Genomic DNA, 18,972 nt, shown 5'->3' on the forward strand with positions numbered 1-18,972 from the left:
CGGCAAGAATTCGTTTCAGCGTTGTGCGTATTTTTTACAAACAACGTTTCGGGCATCGTTTGCGACGCCCCACCACAATGTCGCGGCTTAAAAAAAGGGGGCCTGTAGAAAGCCCCCTTTTTTTGCCGGACACGGGGTAGCTTTACGCTTCCCCGTTGACCTCGACGAACTCGTCGCCTTCACCGCCACGGGCAGCTTGCACCACCTCGTTGACCGCGTTCGCACGGCCTTCCAGGATAGCGTCAGCCACGCCAGCCGTGTACAGAGCGACAGCCTTGCTGGCGTCGTCGTTACCCGGGATCACGTAGTCCACGCCTTCCGGCGAGTGGTTCGTATCGACCACGGCGATGACCGGCACGCCGAGCTTGTTCGCTTCGGTGACGGCAATCTTGTGGTAGCCGACGTCGACCACGAAGATCGCGTCCGGAATGCCGCCCATGTCCTTCACGCCGCCGATCGACTTTTGCAGCTTGAGCATTTCGCGTTCGAACAGCAGCGCTTCTTTCTTGCTCATGCGTTCGGTTTCGCCTGCTTCCAGCGCTGCTTCCATGTCCTTCAGGCGCTTGATCGAAACCTTCAGCGTCTTGAAGTTGGTCAGCATGCCGCCGAGCCAGCGTGCGTTGACATACGGCATGCCAGCGCGTTGTGCCTCTTCAGCGATCGTGTCGCGCGATTGACGCTTCGTGCCGACGAACAGAATCGTGCCGCGGTTCGCCGCCAGTTGACGCGCGTACTTCAGCGCGTCGTTGTACATCGGCAGCGTCTTTTCGAGGTTGATGATGTGAATCTTGTTGCGATGACCGAAAATGAAAGGAGCCATCTTCGGGTTCCAGAAGCGCGTTTGGTGACCGAAGTGGACACCGGCTTCCAGCATTTGACGCATGGTAACTGCCATGAAATTCTCCGCGAGGGTTGGGTCTTAAGCCGGCTGCCGTATCGGCCGCGCCTGCCTTCTCCGGCTGAACGCGACGGACACCCTGGGTGCGCCGGCTTGCGAGTCTTGCTGCCTTGAGTCTGCTGCCTGGTACTGCCTCACTCATGGCGCAGGCAACTATCGCCATGAGCAGCGGCCTCCCCTTCCTCTCTCGCCACGTACGCCGCAGCTATACAGCACAAATGAGAACAAGGATCGACTTAGCCAGAGATTATAGCACGCGACTATCGACCGACTCAACCCGCGCGGTAGCTCCTGTTTGCCGCGGCCGGGTTGCACCTGCCTTTTTGCGACCGGCCTTCCGCAGCGCGCGACCGGCAGCGGCGCGACCGAAGGCCAGTTTCGATCCGCACCCGCAAAAACCAGCCTTGCAGCCGCGCTCAAGGTGCCCGAAACACGCCAGGGACATGGCCGCAAAGCGCGCCGGCCCTATCGCAAAAGCCTGCGGCGGCCGGAATATGGTGCGATAATCCCTAGATAAATCGCATTTCAGGCCCGACCCATGGCTATTACGCTCAAAAACGAACACGATATCGCGCAAATGCGCGTCGCCTGCAAGCTCGCAAGCGAGGTGCTCGACTACATCACGCCGCTCGTCACGGCCGGCATCACCACCGGCGAACTCGACCGGCTGTGCCACGAATACATGCTCAAGGTACAGGGCACGGTTCCGGCGCCGCTGAATTACCAGCCGCCCGGCTATCCGCCCTATCCGAAAGCCACCTGCATCTCGGTCAACGACGTAATCTGCCACGGCATTCCGGGCGACAAGACGCTGAAGAACGGCGACGCGCTGAATATCGACGTCACCGTGATCAAGGAAGGCTATTTCGGCGACACGAGTCGGATGTTCATCGTCGGCGAAGGGTCGATCCTGGCCAAACGCCTCGTGCAGACCACTTACGAATGCATGTGGCTCGGCATCGATCAGGTGCGCCCTGGCGCGCATCTGGGCGACATCGGCTACGCGATCCAGAAGCATGCCGAAGCGCAGGGCTACAGCGTGGTGCGCGAATACTGCGGCCACGGCATCGGCACGGTGTTCCACGAAGATCCGCAGATTCTGCACTACGGCCGCCCGGGCACCGGGCTCGAATTGCAGGCGGGCATGATTTTCACGATCGAGCCGATGATCAACGCCGGCCGTCGCGAGATCCGCACCATGCCGGACCAGTGGACCGTCAAGACCAAGGACCGCAGCCTGTCGGCGCAGTGGGAGCACACCGTGCTCGTCACGGAAACCGGCTACGACGTGCTGACCGTCTCCGCCGGCACGCCAGCGCGCCCGCCAGTCGTGGCCGCCACTGCCTGACCGCTTTCCGCCCCCACTCGCCCGCCTGCCAATGAGTAGTGTTCCAGTCGTCGCCCAATCCCATGCCACGTCGCTCAAGGCGGACTACAAAGTGGCCAAAGCCCAGTTGCTGGAACGCTTCAAGACGGCCACCAACGTCGATGCGCTGATGGCCGCCCTCGCGCGCGCCACCGACGAGTCGCTGCGCGCCGCCTGGAACACCTGCGAACTGCCGTCCGAGCTGGCGCTGCTGGCCGTGGGCGGCTATGGACGAGGCGAACTCGCGCCGCATTCGGACATCGATATCCTGGTCTTGCTGCCGGACGCGCCGATTGCCCATCTGGAAGCGCGCATCGAACGCTTCATCAGCCTCGCGTGGGATCTGGGGCTGGAACTCGGCAGCAGCGTGCGCAGCGTGTCGCAGTGTCTGGAAGAAGCCGCCAACGACGTTACCGTGCGCACTTCGCTGCTCGAAGCGCGGCGCATCACCGGCAGCGCCCCACTATTCGACGACTTCGCGCGGCGTTACCGCGAAGCGCTCGACCCGCGCGCATTTTTCCAGGCGAAAGTGCTGGAAATGCGCCAGCGGCACGCCAAGTTCCAGGACACGCCGTATGCGCTCGAGCCGAACATCAAGGAAAGCCCGGGCGGCCTGCGCGATCTGCAACTGATTCTGTGGATCACCCAGGCGGCCGGCTTCGGCAGCAGCTGGCGCGAACTCGAGGCACGCGGCCTGATTACCGAGCGCGAAGCGCGCGAACTGCGCCGCAACGAAGGCTTCCTGAAAGCGCTGCGCGCCCGCTTGCACGTGATTGCAGGCCGCCGTCAGGACATTCTGGTATTCGATCTGCAAACGCCCGTGGCCGAGAGCTTCGGCTACAAGCCGACCGCCACCAAGCGCGCCAGCGAACAGCTGATGCGCCGCTATTACTGGTCGGCCAAGGCCGTCACGCAGCTCGCGACGATCCTGATCCAGAACATCGAAGCGCAACTCTTCCCCAGCACGAGCGGCATTACGCGCGTGCTGTCCGACCGCTTCGTCGAGAAGCAAGGCATGCTTGAAATCGCCAGCGACGACGTGTTCGAACGCGAACCGAACGCGATTCTCGAAGCCTTCCTGCTGTACGAGCAGACGCCGGGCGTAAAAGGATTGTCGGCGCGCACGCTGCGAGCGATCTACAACGCCCGCGACGTGATGGATCAGCACTGGCGGCGCGACCCGGCAAACCGGCGCCTCTTCATGAGCATCCTGAAGCAGCCGGCCGGCATCACGCACGCGCTGCGGCTGATGAACCAGACCAGCGTGCTTGGGCGCTATCTGCTGAATTTCCGGCGCATTGTCGGGCAGATGCAACATGACCTGTATCACGTCTACACGGTCGATCAGCACATCCTGATGGTGCTGCGCAACCTGCGCCGTTTCGCGGTGGCCGAGCACGCGCACGAATATCCGTTCTGCAGCCAGTTGATCGCCAATTTCGATCAGCCGTGGGTGCTGTACGTGGCGGCGCTGTTTCACGATATCGCCAAGGGCCGCGGCGGCGACCATTCGATGCTCGGCATGGCCGACGCGCGGCGCTTTTGCCGCAGCCACGGCATCGAGGGCGACGACGGCGAACTGGTCGTCTGGCTGGTCCAGCAGCATCTGACCATGAGCCAGGTCGCGCAGAAGCAGGACACGAGCGACCCTGAGGTGATCAAGCGGTTTGCCGAACTGGTCGGCAATGAACGGCGTCTGACGGCGCTTTACCTGCTGACCGTCGCCGACATTCGCGGCACCAGCCCGAAAGTCTGGAATACGTGGAAAGCCAAGCTGCTCGAAGACCTGTATCGCTCGACGCTGGCAGTGCTCGGCGGCGCACGGCCTGACGCGCATTCCGAACTGAAGTCGCGTCAGGAAGAGGCGCTTGCGCTGCTGCGCCTCGAAACCGTGCCGGAAAGCGCACAAAAGGCGCTATGGGACAAGCTGGATATCGGCTACTTCCTGCGCCACGACGCAGCGGATATCGCGTGGCAGACACGCGTGCTGTACCGCCACGTCGAAACGCCGACCCCGATCGTGCGCGCCCGGCCGGCGCCGATCGGCGAGGCGCTCCAGGTGCTGGTTTACGTGAAGGACCAGCCCGACCTGTTCGCCGCCATTTGCGCGTATTTCGACCGCAACGGCCTGTCGGTGCTCGATGCGCGGGTCAGCACGACCCGTCACGGGTACGCGCTCGATAATTTCCTCGTCGCGCATACCGAAGAAGACGTGCATTATCGCGATATTGCCAATCTGGTCGAACAGGAACTGACCGCACGCCTGACGGGCGACGGCACACTGCTGCCGGGACCGTCGAAAGGCCGTCTGTCGAGGCTGTCGCGGACCTTCCCTGTTACGCCGCGCGTCGATCTTCGGGCCGACGAGCGCGGCCAATACTACATCCTGTCCGTGTCGGCCAACGACCGGCCAGGCCTTCTTTATTCGATCGCGCGCGTGCTGGCCGAGCATCGGGTCGGCGTCTCTTCGGCGCGGATCAATACGCTCGGCGAACGCGTCGAAGACGTGTTCCTGCTGGATGGACACGGTCTGTCGGACAACCGCCTGCAAATTCAGGTCGAGACCGAACTGCTGCGCGCGATCGCAGTGTGAGATTTCATGCGAGTCAAATTAACAGCCAAGCACCCGCGGCCGGCTTCGTCCGAACGCGCCCCTGTCCGTACCGGAAGCGCATCGGCGCGTAAGCCGACGCACCCGGTGGGACCGAAGCCGTCGGCGTCCGCGACGGGTTTTAGTGGGGCGCGTGGTGAAGGCACAGCGGCGGGCGGCGGCAAGCGGCCAGCAGGCAAGCCAGCGGGCGCCGGCGCGCGTCCGGCGCGGGCCGAAGGGTCGTTTTCGCGTGAGCGGGACGCGGCTGGTACTGGCGGCGCGGCGCGCCGGGCGACATCGGATCGCCCGCCGCGGCGTGAGGGTGCGGGCGGTGCGCCGCGCCGGGCCGATGTTGAGCGTGGCGAACGGGCGCCGAGGCGATTTGACGGCGGCGCTGAACGTAGTGAACGAGCCCCACGCCGTGCAGAAGGCGAACGCAGCGAGCGTGCGCCGCGACGCTTTGAAGGCAGCGGCGATCGTAGCGAACGAGCTCCACGCCGTGCAGAAGGCGAACGCACCGAGCGTGCGCCGCGACGCTTTGAAGGCGGCGGCGATCGTAGCGAACGAGCCCCACGCCGTGCAGAAGGCGAGCGCAGCGAGCGCGCCCCACGCCGCTTTGAAGGCAGCGGCGATCGTAGCGAACGGGCGCCGCGACGCTTCGAAGGCGGATCGGATCGCGGTGAGCGCGCGCCGCGTCGTCCCGACGGCGAGCGGTCCGAGCGCGCCCCCCGCCGCTTCGAAGGCAGTGCGGATCGCAGTGAGCGTGCGCCGCGCAGTTTCGAAGGCAGCCGTGTGCCGCGTCGCGACGATGGCGAGCGTCGCTCATTCAGTGGTGCCCGCCCTGGTGCCGGCCGTCCGTCGGAAGGCGGACTGCGCCGTGAGCGCGATGCGTCCGATCGGCCGCGCTTCGGCAGCGACCGCGGCGCCCCGCAAGAGCGCCGCACCGGCGAGCGGCCGTCGCGCAGCGACAGCGCACCGCGCCGTTATGAAGGCGAGCGCGGCTCGTCCGATCGGGGTGAGCGCACATTCGCGAAACCCGTCAAAAGCGGTTACGGCGACCGCGCGGACCGACCCGCCCGCGCGCCACGCGACGACCGTGGTGGGCGTGGCGAGCGAGCGCCCGCAAAACGCGAATTCGGCGATCGGCCGCCGCGAGCCGAACGCGGGGAGCGCACGGAACGTAGCGACCGCCCTGCCCGCGGCTTCGACAAAGCACTGCCAGCCGCCGCACGCCGCTTCGGCGACAAAGACCGCCCAGCACGCGCCGACAAGCCGCGCGGCCCGTCCTCAGCCAAAATTGAACGGGACGCCGACGCCTCGCCGCGCACGCCGCGCCGTGATTACGAAGACGCGCCAGGCACCTTGCGCTTGTCGAAGCTGATGTCCGAACTCGGCCTGTGTTCGCGCCGCGAAGCCGACGAATGGATCGAAAAAGGCTGGGTGCTGGTCGACGGCGAGCGGATTGACACGCTCGGCACCAAGGTTCGTCCGGATCAGCGAATCGAGATCGACCCCGCCGCCGAGGCCGCGCAGGCGAGCCAGGTGACGGTCCTGATCCACAAGACCGTGGGTTTCGTGTCGGGCCAGGCGGAAGACGGCTATCAGCCGGCCATCACGCTGGTTACGCCGGAAAACCGCTGGGAAGGCGACCGCTCGGACATTCGCTTCTCCGTTGCGCATCTGCGCCAACTCGCGCCGGCTGGACGTCTGGACATCGATTCGACGGGCCTGCTGGTGCTGACGCAGGACGGCCGCATCGCCAAGCAGTTGATAGGCGGCCATTCGGCGATCGACAAGGAGTATCTGGTGCGCGTGTCGTACGGCGAGCACACCACCGACGTCGAAAGCCATTTCCCGCCGGAAAGCCTCGCGCTGCTTCGCCACGGCCTCTCGCTCGACGACGTGCCGCTGAAGCCTGCGCAGGTCAGCTGGCAAAACGGCGAGCAGTTGCGTTTCGTGCTGCGCGAAGGCAAGAAGCGCCAGATCCGCCGCATGTGCGAGCTGGTCGGCCTCGAAGTGGTCGGCCTGAAGCGCGTGCGGATGGGCCGCGTGATGCTGGGCGCGCTGCCGCCGGGTCAATGGCGCTACCTGTCGCAGGACGAGTCGTTCTGACCCCAGGCGCGTAAGGCCGGCTTGAGGCTCACCCAACAAAAAACCCACGCAAAAGCGTGGGTTTTTTGTTTCCCGGCAGCTCGATGATCCGACCGCCGCCGGATAAAAAGCGGCATCAATCGTCGCTATTCGGGTCCAGATCCGGAAACAGAACTTCCGTGAAGCCGAACTGCGAGAAATCGGTAATCCGCATCGGATACAGTTTGCCGATCAGGTGATCGCACTCATGTTGCACGACGCGCGCGTGGAAGCCTTCGGCGACGCGATCGATCGGCTTGCCATACTGATCGAAGCCGTGATACCGGATCATCGAAAACCGGCTGACCGCACCTCGCAGTCCCGGCACCGACAGACAGCCTTCCCAGCCCTCTTCCATATCCAGCGAAACGGGCGTGATAGTCGGATTGATCAGCACCGTCTCCGGCACCGGCGGCGCGTCCGGATAGCGCTCGCTGTGCCCGAAGCCGAAGATCACCACCTGCAGATTGACGCCGACCTGCGGCGCGGCGAGCCCCGCGCCGTTCGCGTCGTGCATGGTCTCGAACATGTCTTTCACGAGTTCATGCAGTTCGGGCGTGTCGAAGTGATCGACCGGATCAGCAATACGCAGAAGGCGCGGATCGCCCATCTTGAGAATTTCTCGGATCATAACTGCCCCTCCAGGAGCTTGCGCATACCATCTTCGTCGAGTACGGGGATGCCGAGTTCCTCCGCCTTTGCAAGCTTGCTGCCTGCTTCGGCGCCGGCCACCACGTAATCGGTTTTCTTCGACACCGAACCGGCCACTTTGGCGCCGGCCGCTTCGAGCATTTCTTTCGCCTCTTCGCGGGCGAGCGTCGGCAAGGTGCCCGTCAGCACGACTGACTTGCCAGCCAGTATGCCTTGCGGCGCCTTCGGTGCGGGCGGCCCTTCCGGCCATGTGACCTTGCCGGGCGCGCGCAGTTGCTCGATCACCGTGCGATTGTGCTCTTCGGCGAAAAACTGATGAATCGACTCGGCGACCACCGGCCCGACATCGTTTACCTCCAGCAAGGCCTCGACCGACGCGTCCATGATCGGATCCAGCGAGCCGAAATGTTTGGCCAGGTCTTTCGCCGTCGATTCGCCGACGTGGCGGATGCCGAGCGCGTAGATAAAACGCGCCAGCGTGGTGTGCTTGGCTTTTTCGAGCGAGTCGAGCAGATTCTGCGCGGATTTCTCGGCGAAACGGTCGAGCTCGGCGAGCGTCGCAAAGCCGAGGTTGAACAGAGCGGCAGGCGTGCGCACCAGATTCTGCTCGACCAGCTGGTCGATGATCTTTTCGCCGAGCCCGTCGATATCCAGCGCGCGACGCTGCGCGAAGTGCCACAGCGCCTGCTTGCGTTGCGCGGGACAGAACAGGCCGCCCGTGCAGCGCGCAATCGCCTCGTCCGGCAACCGTTCGATGCTCGAGCCGCACACCGGGCAGTGCGTGGGCATGACGAACTCGCGGGCGTCGTCTGGACGCCGGTCGAGCAGCGCGCTCACCACCTCCGGAATCACGTCGCCGGCACGCCGCACAATCACCGTATCGCCGATACGGATGTCTTTGCGGCGCACTTCGTCTTCATTGTGCAGGGTCGCGTTCGTCACCGTCGCGCCGCCGACGAAGACCGGCTCCAGCCGCGCGACCGGCGTGATCGCGCCGGTGCGGCCGACCTGCACGTCGATCGCGACGAGTTTGGTGAGCGCTTCCTGCGCGGGGAATTTGTGCGCCAACGCGAAACGCGGCGCGCGCGACACGAAGCCGAGCGCGTCCTGCTCATCGCGCCGGTTGACCTTGTAGACCACGCCGTCGATGTCGTACGGCAAGCTATCGCGCTTCTCGCCCACCGCATGAAAAAATCCCAGCAGGCCGTCGGCGCCTTGCACCACTGCTCGCTCGCCATTGACCGGCAAGCCGAGTTCCTTGTACCAGTCGAGCAGTCCGCTATGCGTGGCCGGCATCTCGATGCCTTCGAGCACGCCGATGCCATACGCGAAAAACGACAGCGGCCGCTGTGCGGTGATCTTCGAATCGAGTTGCCGCAAACTGCCGGCCGCGGCATTGCGCGGGTTGGCAAATTCCTTTTGCTCCGCGGCCCGCTGACGTTCGTTCAGGCGCTCGAAGTCGCGCTTGAACATCAGCACTTCGCCGCGCACGTCGAGCACGCGCGGCACGCGTTTGCCTTTGAGCTTTAGCGGAATGGAACGGATCGTGCGGACGTTTTCGGTGACGTTCTCGCCGGTGGCGCCGTCGCCGCGCGTGGACGCCTGCACGAAATTGCCGTCGACGTAACGCAGCGAGATGGCGAGGCCGTCGAACTTCAGCTCGGTAGCGTAATCGACCGGCACCGGCGGCTCGCTCGCATTCTTGCCGAGTGCATCGCCGACGCGTTTGTCGAACGCAATGATGTCTTCGTCCGCGAAGCCGTTGTTCAGCGATAGCATCGGCTGATCGTGCACGACCGGCTCGAAGCCGCTCGCCGCCTCGCCGCCCACACGCTGGGTGGGCGAATCCGGCACGATCAGATCTGGATGGTCCGTCTCGATCTGTTGCAGCGCCTTGAAGAGCTTGTCGTATTCCGCGTCCGGCAAGTCAGGCTGGTCGAGCACGTAGTACGCGTAGTTGGCGCGTTCGAGTTCCGCGCGCAGCCACGCGGCCCGCTCTGCCGGAGCGCTGGTTGCTGGATTGGAGACGGGGGTTCGGGCCATGCTGTCGGAAGGTTCTTTGTGAAATTCAGACATTGGATTATCGCAGGAAAGCGTGCCCCTTCACATCGGCCGAACGACCAGTTTCGAGCGTTCGCCGGCCATGCGAGGCGCCGCCTGAAGCCCTGCCCCCAATGACAACGGCCGCACATCGTGCGGCCGTCGAATACAACATGAAAAAACTGGAACGTTACTGGCTGAAGAGGCGGCGCGTCGCGGGCGAACCGGCCGGAATGCCCGCCTGTTCGAGTTTCGCGTAAAGCGTCATCAACTGCTTTTCAATCGCCAGCAACGCGGTTTCCGGCAACGGCCGCCGGCCGTCGTCGACCACCCGCCCGCCGATGCGCTCGGCCAGCGATTTCGCGTAGTCGCACATCAGTCGGAACGGCAGGATGTCTTCATCGGCCACCGGCACGTCGAGCACCAGCGTGATCATCTGGCCGCCCTTGTAGGTGAGGTCGTCGCGCAGGAAGTTGGTGTCGCCGAATTGCAGCATGAACACCGGGCTCTGCTTCGCATCGAGCTTGACGAAACGCGTGCCGTCGCGCGACAGCAGCAGGCCGTCTTGCGAGGCGATCGCCTGCACGTAGTTGGCCGACCACGGCGCGCCGTCGGAGAGCACGTTGATCGACAGTTGTGCGTCGCACTGCGCGGCAAAGCCGTCCAGTTCGCGCGCCATCGCGACCGTTTCGAGCATGTCGGGGAATTCCGGCGACGCGTCGAGCGCATCGGCAAACTGCTGCACGCCGGTCACGAACTCCGAGAACTCCAGCTCATTGAGCGCTCCGCTGCGATTGGCCAACTGCGCGGCCGCGCGCAACTCTTCGTAGCGCGCGCCGTTTTGCAGCAGTTCCCATGCCCCGCCTTCAAGCTGGCCTTCGATATGCACCGGCTTGCTGCCGGCGCGGCGCAGGCGCTGCGCGAGCGGAATCACCTTGTCGCCGGCCACCGGACCGTTCAGGCGAATCGGCACGATACAGTCGATGCGGCGATCGACGATAGCGGGCGGCGCCGACGAAATCGTCGTGGCGGCCGGCAGGATCGGTTCGACCGGCTCGCCGGCTTTGGCAGCCTTGCCGCCCTTAGCCGCGTGACCGCCTTCCGCAGCCGCCACGCCTTCGGCTTCGGGATAGCCGTTCGGCGTAGTCGTCTCCGCCTGAATATCGGCCGGCGTATCGAGCGGTGCGGCCGCTGCACCGAAAGTCGGTTCGACGCGCGCCGCCGTTTCCACAACCGCATCGGAACCCACCACCGGCTCGCGGCGCGTGGTCGGCCGGGCCGGCTCGATGAACGGGCTCTGTTCCTGCTGATCGTCCCGCGCCAGCGTTTCGGCAGCGTCGGCCGGCATCGGCCGCGGCATCTTGCGGCGCACTTTCGCGCCCTGCCAGGCGTTGTACACGACCACGCCCCCGACCACCACGGCACCCGCGCCGATCAAACCGAGTGTCAACTCGTCCATGCATGCTCCATCAGCAATTCTTCTGTCTGCGCGGCTATGCGCCCGCCCCACGTGCCGCGCGGCCGGCAGCCGCTGCGGTGAACGCGGACGCCCGCGCGGCTTTTCTTAACTTAAACGATATTCTGGGCGAAACCGGCGGCCGTTTCCATGTCCACCGCCACGATCCGCGATACGCCCTGCTCCTGCATGGTCACGCCGATCAGCTGCTGCGCCATTTCCATCGCGATCTTGTTGTGCGAAATGAACAGGAACTGGGTTTTGTGCGACATCGCGCGCACCAGGTTCGCGAAGCGTTCCGTGTTGGCGTCGTCGAGCGGCGCGTCCACTTCGTCGAGCAGACAGAACGGCGCGGGATTCAGCTGGAACATCGCGAACACCAGCGCGGTGGCGGTCAGCGCTTTTTCGCCGCCCGACAACAAGTGGATCGTCGAATTCTTCTTGCCCGGCGGTTGCGCCATCACCTGCACGCCGGCGTCGAGAATTTCGTCGCCGGTCATGATCAGCCTGGCCTGGCCGCCGCCGAACAGGCGCGGGAACAGTTCGCCGAAATGACGGTTCACTTCGTCGAAGGTGCCTTGCAGCAGCGTGCGCGTTTCGCCGTCGATCTTGCGGATCGCGTCTTCGAGCGTTTCGATCGCGTCGGTCAGGTCGGCCGATTGCGAATCGAGGAACATCTTGCGCTCGCTCGCCGCCTTCAACTCGTCGAGCGCGGCCATGTTGACCGGGCCGAGCGCAGTGATCGCGTTGTTGATCCGCGTGACCTCGCCTTGCAGGTACGACGGCTTCATGTCCGGCGTGAGCTTGGCCTGCAGCTCGGCTTCATCGACCCCGGCCGTGGCCAGTTGCTCGATGAACTGCTCGCCGTTCAGGCGCGCGGCCTGTTCCTTCAGCTGCAACTCATTGATGCGGTCGCGCAGCGGCTGCAACGCGCGCTCGGCAGTCAGACGGGTCTCGTCGGCTGCGCGCAGCTTGGCAGTCAGGTCGTCGAGTTCGAGGCGCGCGGCGTGCAACGCTTCTTCCTTGACCGCGCGGATGTCGAGCGCGTCCTGCAAGCCGGTGTGCGCGGTCTGCTCGTTGATCGTCTCCAGCTCGGCGCGCGCGTCTTCCAGCGATGCGGCCACACGTTCGCTCTGCTCATGTGCGACCTGGATGCTGCGCTTCAATTCGTCGATGCGGTTCGCCATGTTGCGCGCGGCGAAGCGCGCGTCGGTGGCGGCACGGTCGAGATCGCGCGATTGCGCACGCGCAGCGGTCAGTTCTTCGTCGAGCGCTTCGAAGGCCATCTGGTGATCTTCAAAACGCGCCTGCAATTCGGCGAGTTCCGCGTCGTGGCGCTCAAAGTTCGCTTCCGACTCGGTGCGCATCGCGCGTTGCTCTTCGATCTGCGCGGTGATTTCTTCGAGTTCTTCGCGGATCTGCGTGCTGCGCTGCGTGTAGCGCTCGTGCGCTTGCGTGAGCTTGAGCACGTCCATCTGCAACGCGTGGACACGTTGCGTCGCGCGCTCCGACTGCTGGCGCACATCGGTCAGTGCTTGCGCGGCTTGCGTGTGAGCGGCTTCGGCGCGGATCGCGGCGGTCTTTGCCTCGTCGGCGAGCAAGGCCTGGGCGCGCACCTGACGCGTCAGGTTTTCGATTTCCTGCTGACGGGCCAGCATGCCGGCCTGTTCGGAATCGGCGGCATACAGTTGCACGCCGACGCGCGTCACCACATGTCCGGCCTTGACGACGAACGAGCCGCCTTCCGGCAGCTGCGAGCGCATCGCGAGCGCTTGCGCCAGATCGTCGGCGACGAACGCGAGGCCGAGCCAGTCGTTCAGCACCGCGCGCAAACCGGCGTCGTCGATGCGAACCAGCGACAGCAGCGGGCGCAATGCGGGCGGCGTAGCGGCCGGCTGACCGGCCAAAGGCGGCGCGTAGAAAGCGAGCTTGGCGGGCGGCGCATCGGTGGCGAACGCCTTGACCCAGTCGAGATTCGACACTTCCAGCGCGGCGAGCCGCTCGCGCAGCACCGCCTCGAGCGCGGTTTCCCAACCGGCTTCGACATGCAGCTTCTTCCACAGACGCGGCAGGCCGTTCAGCTCGTGCTTCTCGAGCCACGGCTGGATCTTGCCTTCGGTCTGGACGTTTTCCTGCAGCTGCTTGAGCGCGGCAAGGCGCGCGTCGAGCTGATGAATCTGCGCGCTTTCCGACTGCACGCGCTCCTGCGCGGCCCGCCGTTCGCCGTCGAGGCGCGGCAGCGTTTCCTGCGCGTCGGCCAAACGGGCCTGGGCGTCATGGAGGATTTCTTCGTGCTCGGCGAGCTGCATGCGCAGGTCTTCGAGCTGCGCTTCGTCGGGGGCATCGAGACCGCCCGCTTCCGACTTCAGCCGCTCGTGACGCTGCTGCAACTGCTGCAATTGCTGGTCGGCATTGCGCTGATGCGCGGCTTCGAGCTTCAACGCCTGTTCGGTCTGCGCGATACCGCCGCGCTCGGCGTTCAACTCGGTCTGCGCATCGCGCCAGCGCGCTTCGAGCGCCGGCAACGCGTCGTGCTTCGCGGCGGCTTCGTCTTCGGCCAGCGCGGCTTTTTCTTCGGCGACGGCGAGTTGTTCCTCAGCGTCTTCGAGATCGCCTTGCGCCTTTTCGGCCTGCGACAGCCACTGCTCGCGCTGCGCGGTCAGCGCCGCGATCTGCGCCTGCACGCGGTTGCGCGATTCGACGATGAACCTGATTTCGGCCTCGAGGCGGCTGACTTCGGCATTCGCCTCGTACAGCGCGCCTTGCGCGCCTTGCATCGCGTCGCTCGCCGAGTAATGCGCGACGCGCAGCGTTTCGAGCTGCGCTTCGACTTCGCGCAGCTTCGCAGTTTGTGCTTCGAGGTCGATCTGCGCCTGTTCGATCGCGCGCTGCTGGCGTTCCTGCTCGCTGCCGGCTTCGTTCTTGCGCAACAGCCACAACAGACGCTGCTTCTCTTCGCCGTCGGTCTGCAATTCCTTGTAGCGCGTGGCGACCACCGCCTGCGCTTCCAGCTTTTCGAGGTTCGTCCCCAGTTCGCGGACGATGTCCTCGACCCGCGTCAGGTTCTCGCGCGTGTCGTGCAGACGGTTCTCGGTCTCGCGGCGGCGCTCCTTGTATTTCGACACGCCCGCAGCTTCTTCGAGAAACACGCGCAGCTCTTCCGGCTTCGCCTCGATCAGGCGCGCGATCATGCCCTGCCCGATGATCGCGTAAGCGCGCGGCCCGAGACCGGTGCCGAGGAAGATGTCCTGGATGTCGCGGCGGCGCGCCGGCAGGTTGTTGATGTAGTAGCTCGAGGTGCCGTCGCGCGTCAGCACGCGCTTGACGGCGATTTCGCCATACTGGCCCCACTGCCCTGCGGCGCGGCCGTCGGCGTTGTCGAACACGAGTTCGACGCTGGCGCGGCTACCCGGCTTGCGCGCGGTCGAGCCGTTGAAGATCACGTCCTGCATCGACTCGCCGCGCAGCTCGGAGGCGCGCGATTCGCCGAGCACCCAGCGCACGGCATCGATGATGTTGGACTTGCCGCACCCATTGGGACCGACCACTCCGACTAATTGGCCCGGAACCTGGAAATGCGTGGGATCGACGAATGACTTGAAGCCAGCGAGTTTGATCGAGGTCAGACGCACGGCAATATCGCTGATTGAAAAGGGAAAATAAAGGTGGCTCGCGAAAGCCGCGCAAGCCGTTTGCCGATGCGGCGAAACGGCCCGTGAAGCCCCCGCGAAACGGGCGCCAATCGCACGCGGTCAAGCGCGCGTCAGCCAATGAGGGGCAATCATACCATCGCGCGTGGACGGTTCTTACCGTCCTTACGGTCGGTGTTGCGGTCGGTGTTGCGGTCGGCGTTGTGGTCGGTGTTGTGGTCGGCGTTGTGGTCGGCGTCGCGGTCAGTACCCGGGCCGGCCTCCCGATTGGTCTGATCAGCCGGCCCGGCTCCGGTTCGATGCACCCAGCTGGACAAGGCGGAGGCCAGCACGATGCACGCGCCGCCCGCCCATTCGCGCGGACCGGGCGTCTCGCCGGCAAAGAGCCACGCGGACAAGGCCGTGATCACGATCTCGAACAGCATGATGATCGAGGCCCGGTTGGCCGGCACGCGCGCAAGACCGTACTGCACCAGCATATTGTTCGACGCCAGCAGGAAACCGAGGCCGAGCACCAGTAGCGCGGCGGTGCCGAGCTGCGCGCCGGCGGGCGGCGCCGGCATCGCTTCGAACAGCGACGCACACGCGCTGAAAATCGCCGCGCCGCCGAAAATTGTCGCAGTACGCATTTCGGGCTTCATCCCGGGCAGCACGCGGCTCGTCTTCAGGATCAGCACGTTGCTCATCGCGAAGCCCATGCCGCCGGCGAGGCCCGCCCATTCGGCGAGATTGCCGGGCACCGGGATGCCCAGTTGCGGCGACCACAGCATCGCCATCGCGCCCGCCAGCGACAGCGCGGCAAGACCCGCGCCCGACCACGTCAGCCGTTCGTGCAGGATGAAATGCGCGAACAGCGCGGTCCACGCAGGGGTGAGATAGAACAGCAGCAGCACGCGCATCACCTGCCCGTGGATCGAACCCCACACGAAGCCGAGATTGGTGATGCCCGCTGTCAGCGCCAGGGCCGGCAGCAGCCAGTGCCAGCGCACCGTCTTCAGTGCACTGCGGCGTACCAGCAGCACGAACAGACAACCGGCGCCGCTCGTCAGCGCGCTCGCCGCCGTGCCGGTTACGCCAAGTGCCGACAGCATGCGCAGCGGATACCAGATCATGCCCCAGACCGACGCGCCCAGCATGATCGCGAGCGTCGGCCAGCCATTGCGAAGCCAGTTGGTCATGGCGCGGCGCTCCCGCTGCTGTAGCGGCCGTCAGCGCTATTGCGGCTTTTGCCGGTTGTGCCGCCGGCGGCGGCGCGTTCGCGCCAGATTCGTCCGGACCTCGGTCCGAAACGTGTCGCGAAACGTGTCGCGAAACGTGTCTCGATTGTTGTGACGTACATTGCTGCTCCTGCTTCCTTTCACGCGAACCGTCCGCGGTTCGCGTCGTTCCCGCTGCTGCGCATTGCCTGCGCTGCCTGGCGGGTTGCGCCGGGGTGCGCCGCTTCCTGCGCGCGAGGCGCGCCGCACGGCTGCTGTGCGTCCAACGGCGGGCGCCGCCCGGGGGCGCCCCACGCCTGGCGCGCCCGGCTATAATCATCCGTTCGTCGCCGCTGCCGGCCGTTTCGCGTGTTTCATGCGATTCATGCATTTGGCGCCAGCGCGTACCCTGCATTCCCTCTGCGCCCATCCTCGATCAGGCCCGATCCGCCCAGTGAACCCGCTACTCGACTCCCTTCAGCCCTATCCGTTCGAAAAGCTGCGCGCGCTTTTCAAGGACATCACGCCGCCGGCCGGCCTCGCGCACATCAGCTTCGGCATCGGCGAGCCGAAACATCCCACGCCGGCGCTGATTCGCGACGCCGTGGTCGCCTCGCTCGGCGGTTTGTCGGCGTATCCGGCGACCATCGGTTCGTTGCCGCTGCGCGAGTCGATTGCAAAATGGGCCACGCAGCGCTACCACCTGGCGCCGGTCGATCCGGCCACCCAGGTGCTGCCGGTGTCGGGCTCGCGCGAAGCGCTTTTTGCGCTGGCACAAACGGTGATCGCCCCAAAACGGAAGGCGTCGGGCGAGCCTGCGATCGTACTCTGTCCGAACCCGTTCTACCAAATCTACGAAGGCGCTGCGATCCTGGCGGGCGCCCAGCCGTACTTCGTCAATAGCGACCCGGCGCGCAATTTCGCCTGCGACTATTCGGCGGTGCCGGCCGACATCTGGGCCCGCACGCAGCTGCTGTACGTGTGCTCGCCGGGCAATCCGACCGGCGCGGTGCTGACGCTGGACGACTGGCGCGAGCTGTTCGCGCTGTCGGACCGCTACGGCTTCGTGATCGCGTCGGACGAGTGCTACTCGGAAATCTACTTCGACGAGGCCAACCCGCCGCTCGGCGGCCTGGAAGCGGCGCACAAGCTCGGTCGCGGCTTCGAGCGCCTCGTGATGCTGTCGAGCCTGTCCAAGCGCTCGAACGTGCCCGGCATGCGCTCGGGTTTCGTGGCCGGCGACGCGGCGATCCTCAAGGATTTCCTGCTATACCGGACATACCACGGCGCGGCCTTGTCGACCGTGTTCCAGAGTGCCAGCATCGCTGCCTGGAACGACGAGGCGCACGTGCGCGAGAACCGCACGAAGTATGTGCAGAAGTTTTCCACTGTGACGCCGATGCTCGCGAAGGTGCTCGACGTACGCCTGCCGGACGCCGCGTTCTACCTGTGGGCCGACGTGTCGCGCACGGGCCTCACGGACACCGAGTTCGCCCAGCGCCTTTACGCCGACTATAATGTGACGGTTCTGCCGGGCTCGTTCCTCGCGCGCACCGCGCACGGCGTGAATCCCGGCCGCAATTTCGTGCGCATGGCGCTTGTCGCCGATGTCGACGAATGCACGCAAGGCGCACAGCGAATCGTCGATTTTTGCCGCGCGTTGGCGGGTTGAGTTCCGGGTTGAGTTCCGTAACCAGCCCCGCACCGCGTCCCCATCTTCAGACTTCAACTCTTCGATAAAGCACGCATATGTCGCAACAACTTCAGCAGATCATTGACACCGCCTGGGAAAACCGCGCCGACCTGTCGCCGAAAGCCGCCCCGGCCGAAGTGCGCGAAGCCGTCGCGCACGCGATCGAGCAACTGGACAAGGGCGCGCTGCGCGTCGCAGAAAAGAAGGACGGCGACTGGGTCGTCAATCAATGGCTGAAGAAAGCCGTGCTGCTGTCGTTCCGTCTGGAAGACAACGTGGTGCAACCAGCCGGCGGTTACTCACAGTTCTACGACAAAGTGCCGTCGAAGTTCGCCAACTACACCGCTGAAGACTTCGCCGCCGGCGGCTTCCGCGTCGTGCCGCCCGCCATCGCGCGCCGCGGCTCGTTCATCGCGAAGAACGTCGTGCTGATGCCGTCGTACACCAACATCGGCGCATATGTCGACGAAGGCACGATGGTCGACACGTGGGCGACCGTCGGTTCGTGCGCGCAGATCGGCAAGAACGTCCACCTGTCGGGCGGCGTGGGCATCGGCGGCGTGCTGGAGCCGCTGCAGGCCAATCCGGTCATCATCGAAGACAACTGCTTCATCGGCGCGCGTTCGGAAGTCGTGGAAGGCGTGATCGTCGAAGAGAACTCGGTGATCTCGATGGGCGTGTACCTCGGCCAGAGCACCAAGATTTACGACCGCGAAACCGGCGAAGTCACGTACGGCCGCATTCCGGCGGGCTCGGTGGTGGTGGCGGGCAACCTGCCGTCGAAGGACGGCTCGCATAGCCTCTACTGCGCCGTGATCGTCAAGAAGGTCGACGCCAAAACGCGTGCGAAGGTCGGCCTGAACGAGCTGCTGCGAGGCGATTGATGGCGCGCGGCACCAAAACCGTCGTCTACGGCATCCCGAACTGCGACACCGTGAAGAAGGCCCGCGTGTGGCTGGAAGAGCACGGCGTCGAGTTCGAGTTTCACGACTTCAAGAAGGCCGGCGTGACCGAGCCGCTCGTGCAGGACTGGCTGAAAGACGTCAAGCTCGACGCGTTGCTGAACCGTCGCGGCACCACGTGGCGCGGGCTGTCGGACGACATGAAGTCGGCGGCGGACACGCAGCCGGGCGCGATCGCGTTGATGATCCACAAGCCGTCGGTGATCAAGCGGCCGGTGCTGGTCGTCAACGGCCGCGTCAAGTCGCTCGGTTTTTCCGCGGACGAATACGCCACGCTGTTCGCCTGATCGGCAGGGCGATTTCGAACGCGACAAGGAAGTAAAGCGCAGGTAACGCGCGC

The 18,972-nt window shown here is 65.1% G+C and carries 12 protein-coding genes; 6 read left to right on the forward strand and 6 right to left on the reverse strand.

Annotated elements, in window-relative coordinates:
* Positions 1 to 142: 142 nt before the first annotated feature.
* Positions 143 to 895, reverse strand: coding sequence for a 30S ribosomal protein S2 (rpsB, locus tag AC3WLT_RS02655; RefSeq protein WP_492590372.1), 753 nt, complete (start codon positions 893 to 895; stop codon positions 143 to 145).
* 541 nt (positions 896 to 1,436) lie between these two features.
* Here rpsB and map point away from each other — a divergent pair.
* The 3 genes from map to AC3WLT_RS02670 are packed head-to-tail and all read left to right on the forward strand — an operon-like array spanning position 1,437 to position 6,966.
* Complete coding sequence (gene map / locus AC3WLT_RS02660; RefSeq protein ID WP_492590373.1) at positions 1,437 to 2,246, forward strand: type I methionyl aminopeptidase; 810 nt, start codon at positions 1,437 to 1,439, stop codon at positions 2,244 to 2,246.
* A 31-nt stretch (positions 2,247 to 2,277) separates the two neighbouring features.
* Positions 2,278 to 4,857 carry a [protein-PII] uridylyltransferase gene (locus AC3WLT_RS02665; RefSeq protein ID WP_492590374.1) on the forward strand — a complete coding sequence of 860 codons (2,580 nt, stop codon included), beginning with the start codon at positions 2,278 to 2,280 and terminating at the stop codon, positions 4,855 to 4,857.
* 6 nt (positions 4,858 to 4,863) lie between these two features.
* A complete protein-coding gene (locus AC3WLT_RS02670; protein WP_492590375.1) occupies positions 4,864 to 6,966 on the forward strand; it encodes a pseudouridine synthase in 2,103 nt (700 codons plus the stop codon).
* Between the two features lie 115 nt (positions 6,967 to 7,081).
* Here AC3WLT_RS02670 and def read toward each other — a convergent pair whose 3' ends face one another.
* From def to AC3WLT_RS02695, 5 genes are all read right to left on the reverse strand, one after another.
* Positions 7,082 to 7,615 (reverse strand): peptide deformylase, encoded by a 534-nt coding sequence (def, locus tag AC3WLT_RS02675; protein WP_492590376.1) that lies wholly within the window; start codon positions 7,613 to 7,615, stop codon positions 7,082 to 7,084.
* The gene (gene ligA, locus AC3WLT_RS02680; RefSeq protein ID WP_492590377.1) at positions 7,612 to 9,678 is read right to left on the reverse strand and encodes an NAD-dependent DNA ligase LigA; all 2,067 of its coding nucleotides are present in this window, start codon (positions 9,676 to 9,678) and stop codon (positions 7,612 to 7,614) included. The genes def and ligA overlap by 4 nt, the downstream gene beginning before the upstream one ends.
* 187 nt (positions 9,679 to 9,865) lie before the next feature.
* The gene (locus AC3WLT_RS02685; protein WP_492590378.1) at positions 9,866 to 11,134 is read right to left on the reverse strand and encodes a cell division protein ZipA C-terminal FtsZ-binding domain-containing protein; all 1,269 of its coding nucleotides are present in this window, start codon (positions 11,132 to 11,134) and stop codon (positions 9,866 to 9,868) included.
* A 110-nt stretch (positions 11,135 to 11,244) separates the two neighbouring features.
* Positions 11,245 to 14,763 carry a chromosome segregation protein SMC gene (gene smc, locus AC3WLT_RS02690; RefSeq protein WP_492590379.1) on the reverse strand — a complete coding sequence of 1,173 codons (3,519 nt, stop codon included), beginning with the start codon at positions 14,761 to 14,763 and terminating at the stop codon, positions 11,245 to 11,247.
* A 149-nt stretch (positions 14,764 to 14,912) separates the two neighbouring features.
* Positions 14,913 to 15,959, reverse strand: a complete 1,047-nt coding sequence (locus AC3WLT_RS02695; protein WP_492590380.1) for a DMT family transporter — start codon at positions 15,957 to 15,959, stop codon at positions 14,913 to 14,915.
* 472 nt (positions 15,960 to 16,431) lie between these two features.
* Between AC3WLT_RS02695 and dapC the strand changes: the two genes are divergently transcribed.
* From dapC to AC3WLT_RS02710, 3 genes are all read left to right on the forward strand, one after another.
* Positions 16,432 to 17,649: a succinyldiaminopimelate transaminase gene (gene dapC / locus AC3WLT_RS02700; RefSeq protein WP_492590381.1), complete on the forward strand. Its 1,218-nt coding sequence runs from the start codon at positions 16,432 to 16,434 to the stop codon at positions 17,647 to 17,649.
* A gap of 77 nt (positions 17,650 to 17,726) precedes the next feature.
* Positions 17,727 to 18,554 (forward strand): 2,3,4,5-tetrahydropyridine-2,6-dicarboxylate N-succinyltransferase, encoded by an 828-nt coding sequence (gene dapD, locus AC3WLT_RS02705; RefSeq protein ID WP_054041009.1) that lies wholly within the window; start codon positions 17,727 to 17,729, stop codon positions 18,552 to 18,554.
* Complete coding sequence (locus AC3WLT_RS02710) at positions 18,554 to 18,919, forward strand: ArsC family reductase (RefSeq protein WP_492590382.1); 366 nt, start codon at positions 18,554 to 18,556, stop codon at positions 18,917 to 18,919. Before dapD ends, AC3WLT_RS02710 begins: the two co-directional genes overlap by 1 nt.
* The last annotated feature ends 53 nt before the right edge of the window (positions 18,920 to 18,972 follow it).

Source organism: Paraburkholderia sp. FW306-2-2C-D06C (assembly GCF_058781505.1).

What these genes read in the sequence shown, in the direction of transcription:
- rpsB (WP_492590372.1), bottom strand. Translation starts at nt 895, where the DNA reads ATGGCAGTTACCATGCGTCAAATGCTGGAAGCCGGTGTCCACTTCGGT.
- map (WP_492590373.1), top strand. Translation starts at nt 1,437, where the DNA reads ATGGCTATTACGCTCAAAAACGAACACGATATCGCGCAAATGCGCGTC.
- AC3WLT_RS02665 (WP_492590374.1), top strand. Translation starts at nt 2,278, where the DNA reads ATGAGTAGTGTTCCAGTCGTCGCCCAATCCCATGCCACGTCGCTCAAG.
- AC3WLT_RS02670 (WP_492590375.1), top strand. Translation starts at nt 4,864, where the DNA reads ATGCGAGTCAAATTAACAGCCAAGCACCCGCGGCCGGCTTCGTCCGAA.
- def (WP_492590376.1), bottom strand. Translation starts at nt 7,615, where the DNA reads ATGATCCGAGAAATTCTCAAGATGGGCGATCCGCGCCTTCTGCGTATT.
- ligA (WP_492590377.1), bottom strand. Translation starts at nt 9,678, where the DNA reads ATGGCCCGAACCCCCGTCTCCAATCCAGCAACCAGCGCTCCGGCAGAG.
- AC3WLT_RS02685 (WP_492590378.1), bottom strand. Translation starts at nt 11,134, where the DNA reads ATGGACGAGTTGACACTCGGTTTGATCGGCGCGGGTGCCGTGGTGGTC.
- AC3WLT_RS02695 (WP_492590380.1), bottom strand. Translation starts at nt 15,959, where the DNA reads ATGACCAACTGGCTTCGCAATGGCTGGCCGACGCTCGCGATCATGCTG.
- dapD (WP_054041009.1), top strand. Translation starts at nt 17,727, where the DNA reads ATGTCGCAACAACTTCAGCAGATCATTGACACCGCCTGGGAAAACCGC.
- AC3WLT_RS02710 (WP_492590382.1), top strand. Translation starts at nt 18,554, where the DNA reads ATGGCGCGCGGCACCAAAACCGTCGTCTACGGCATCCCGAACTGCGAC.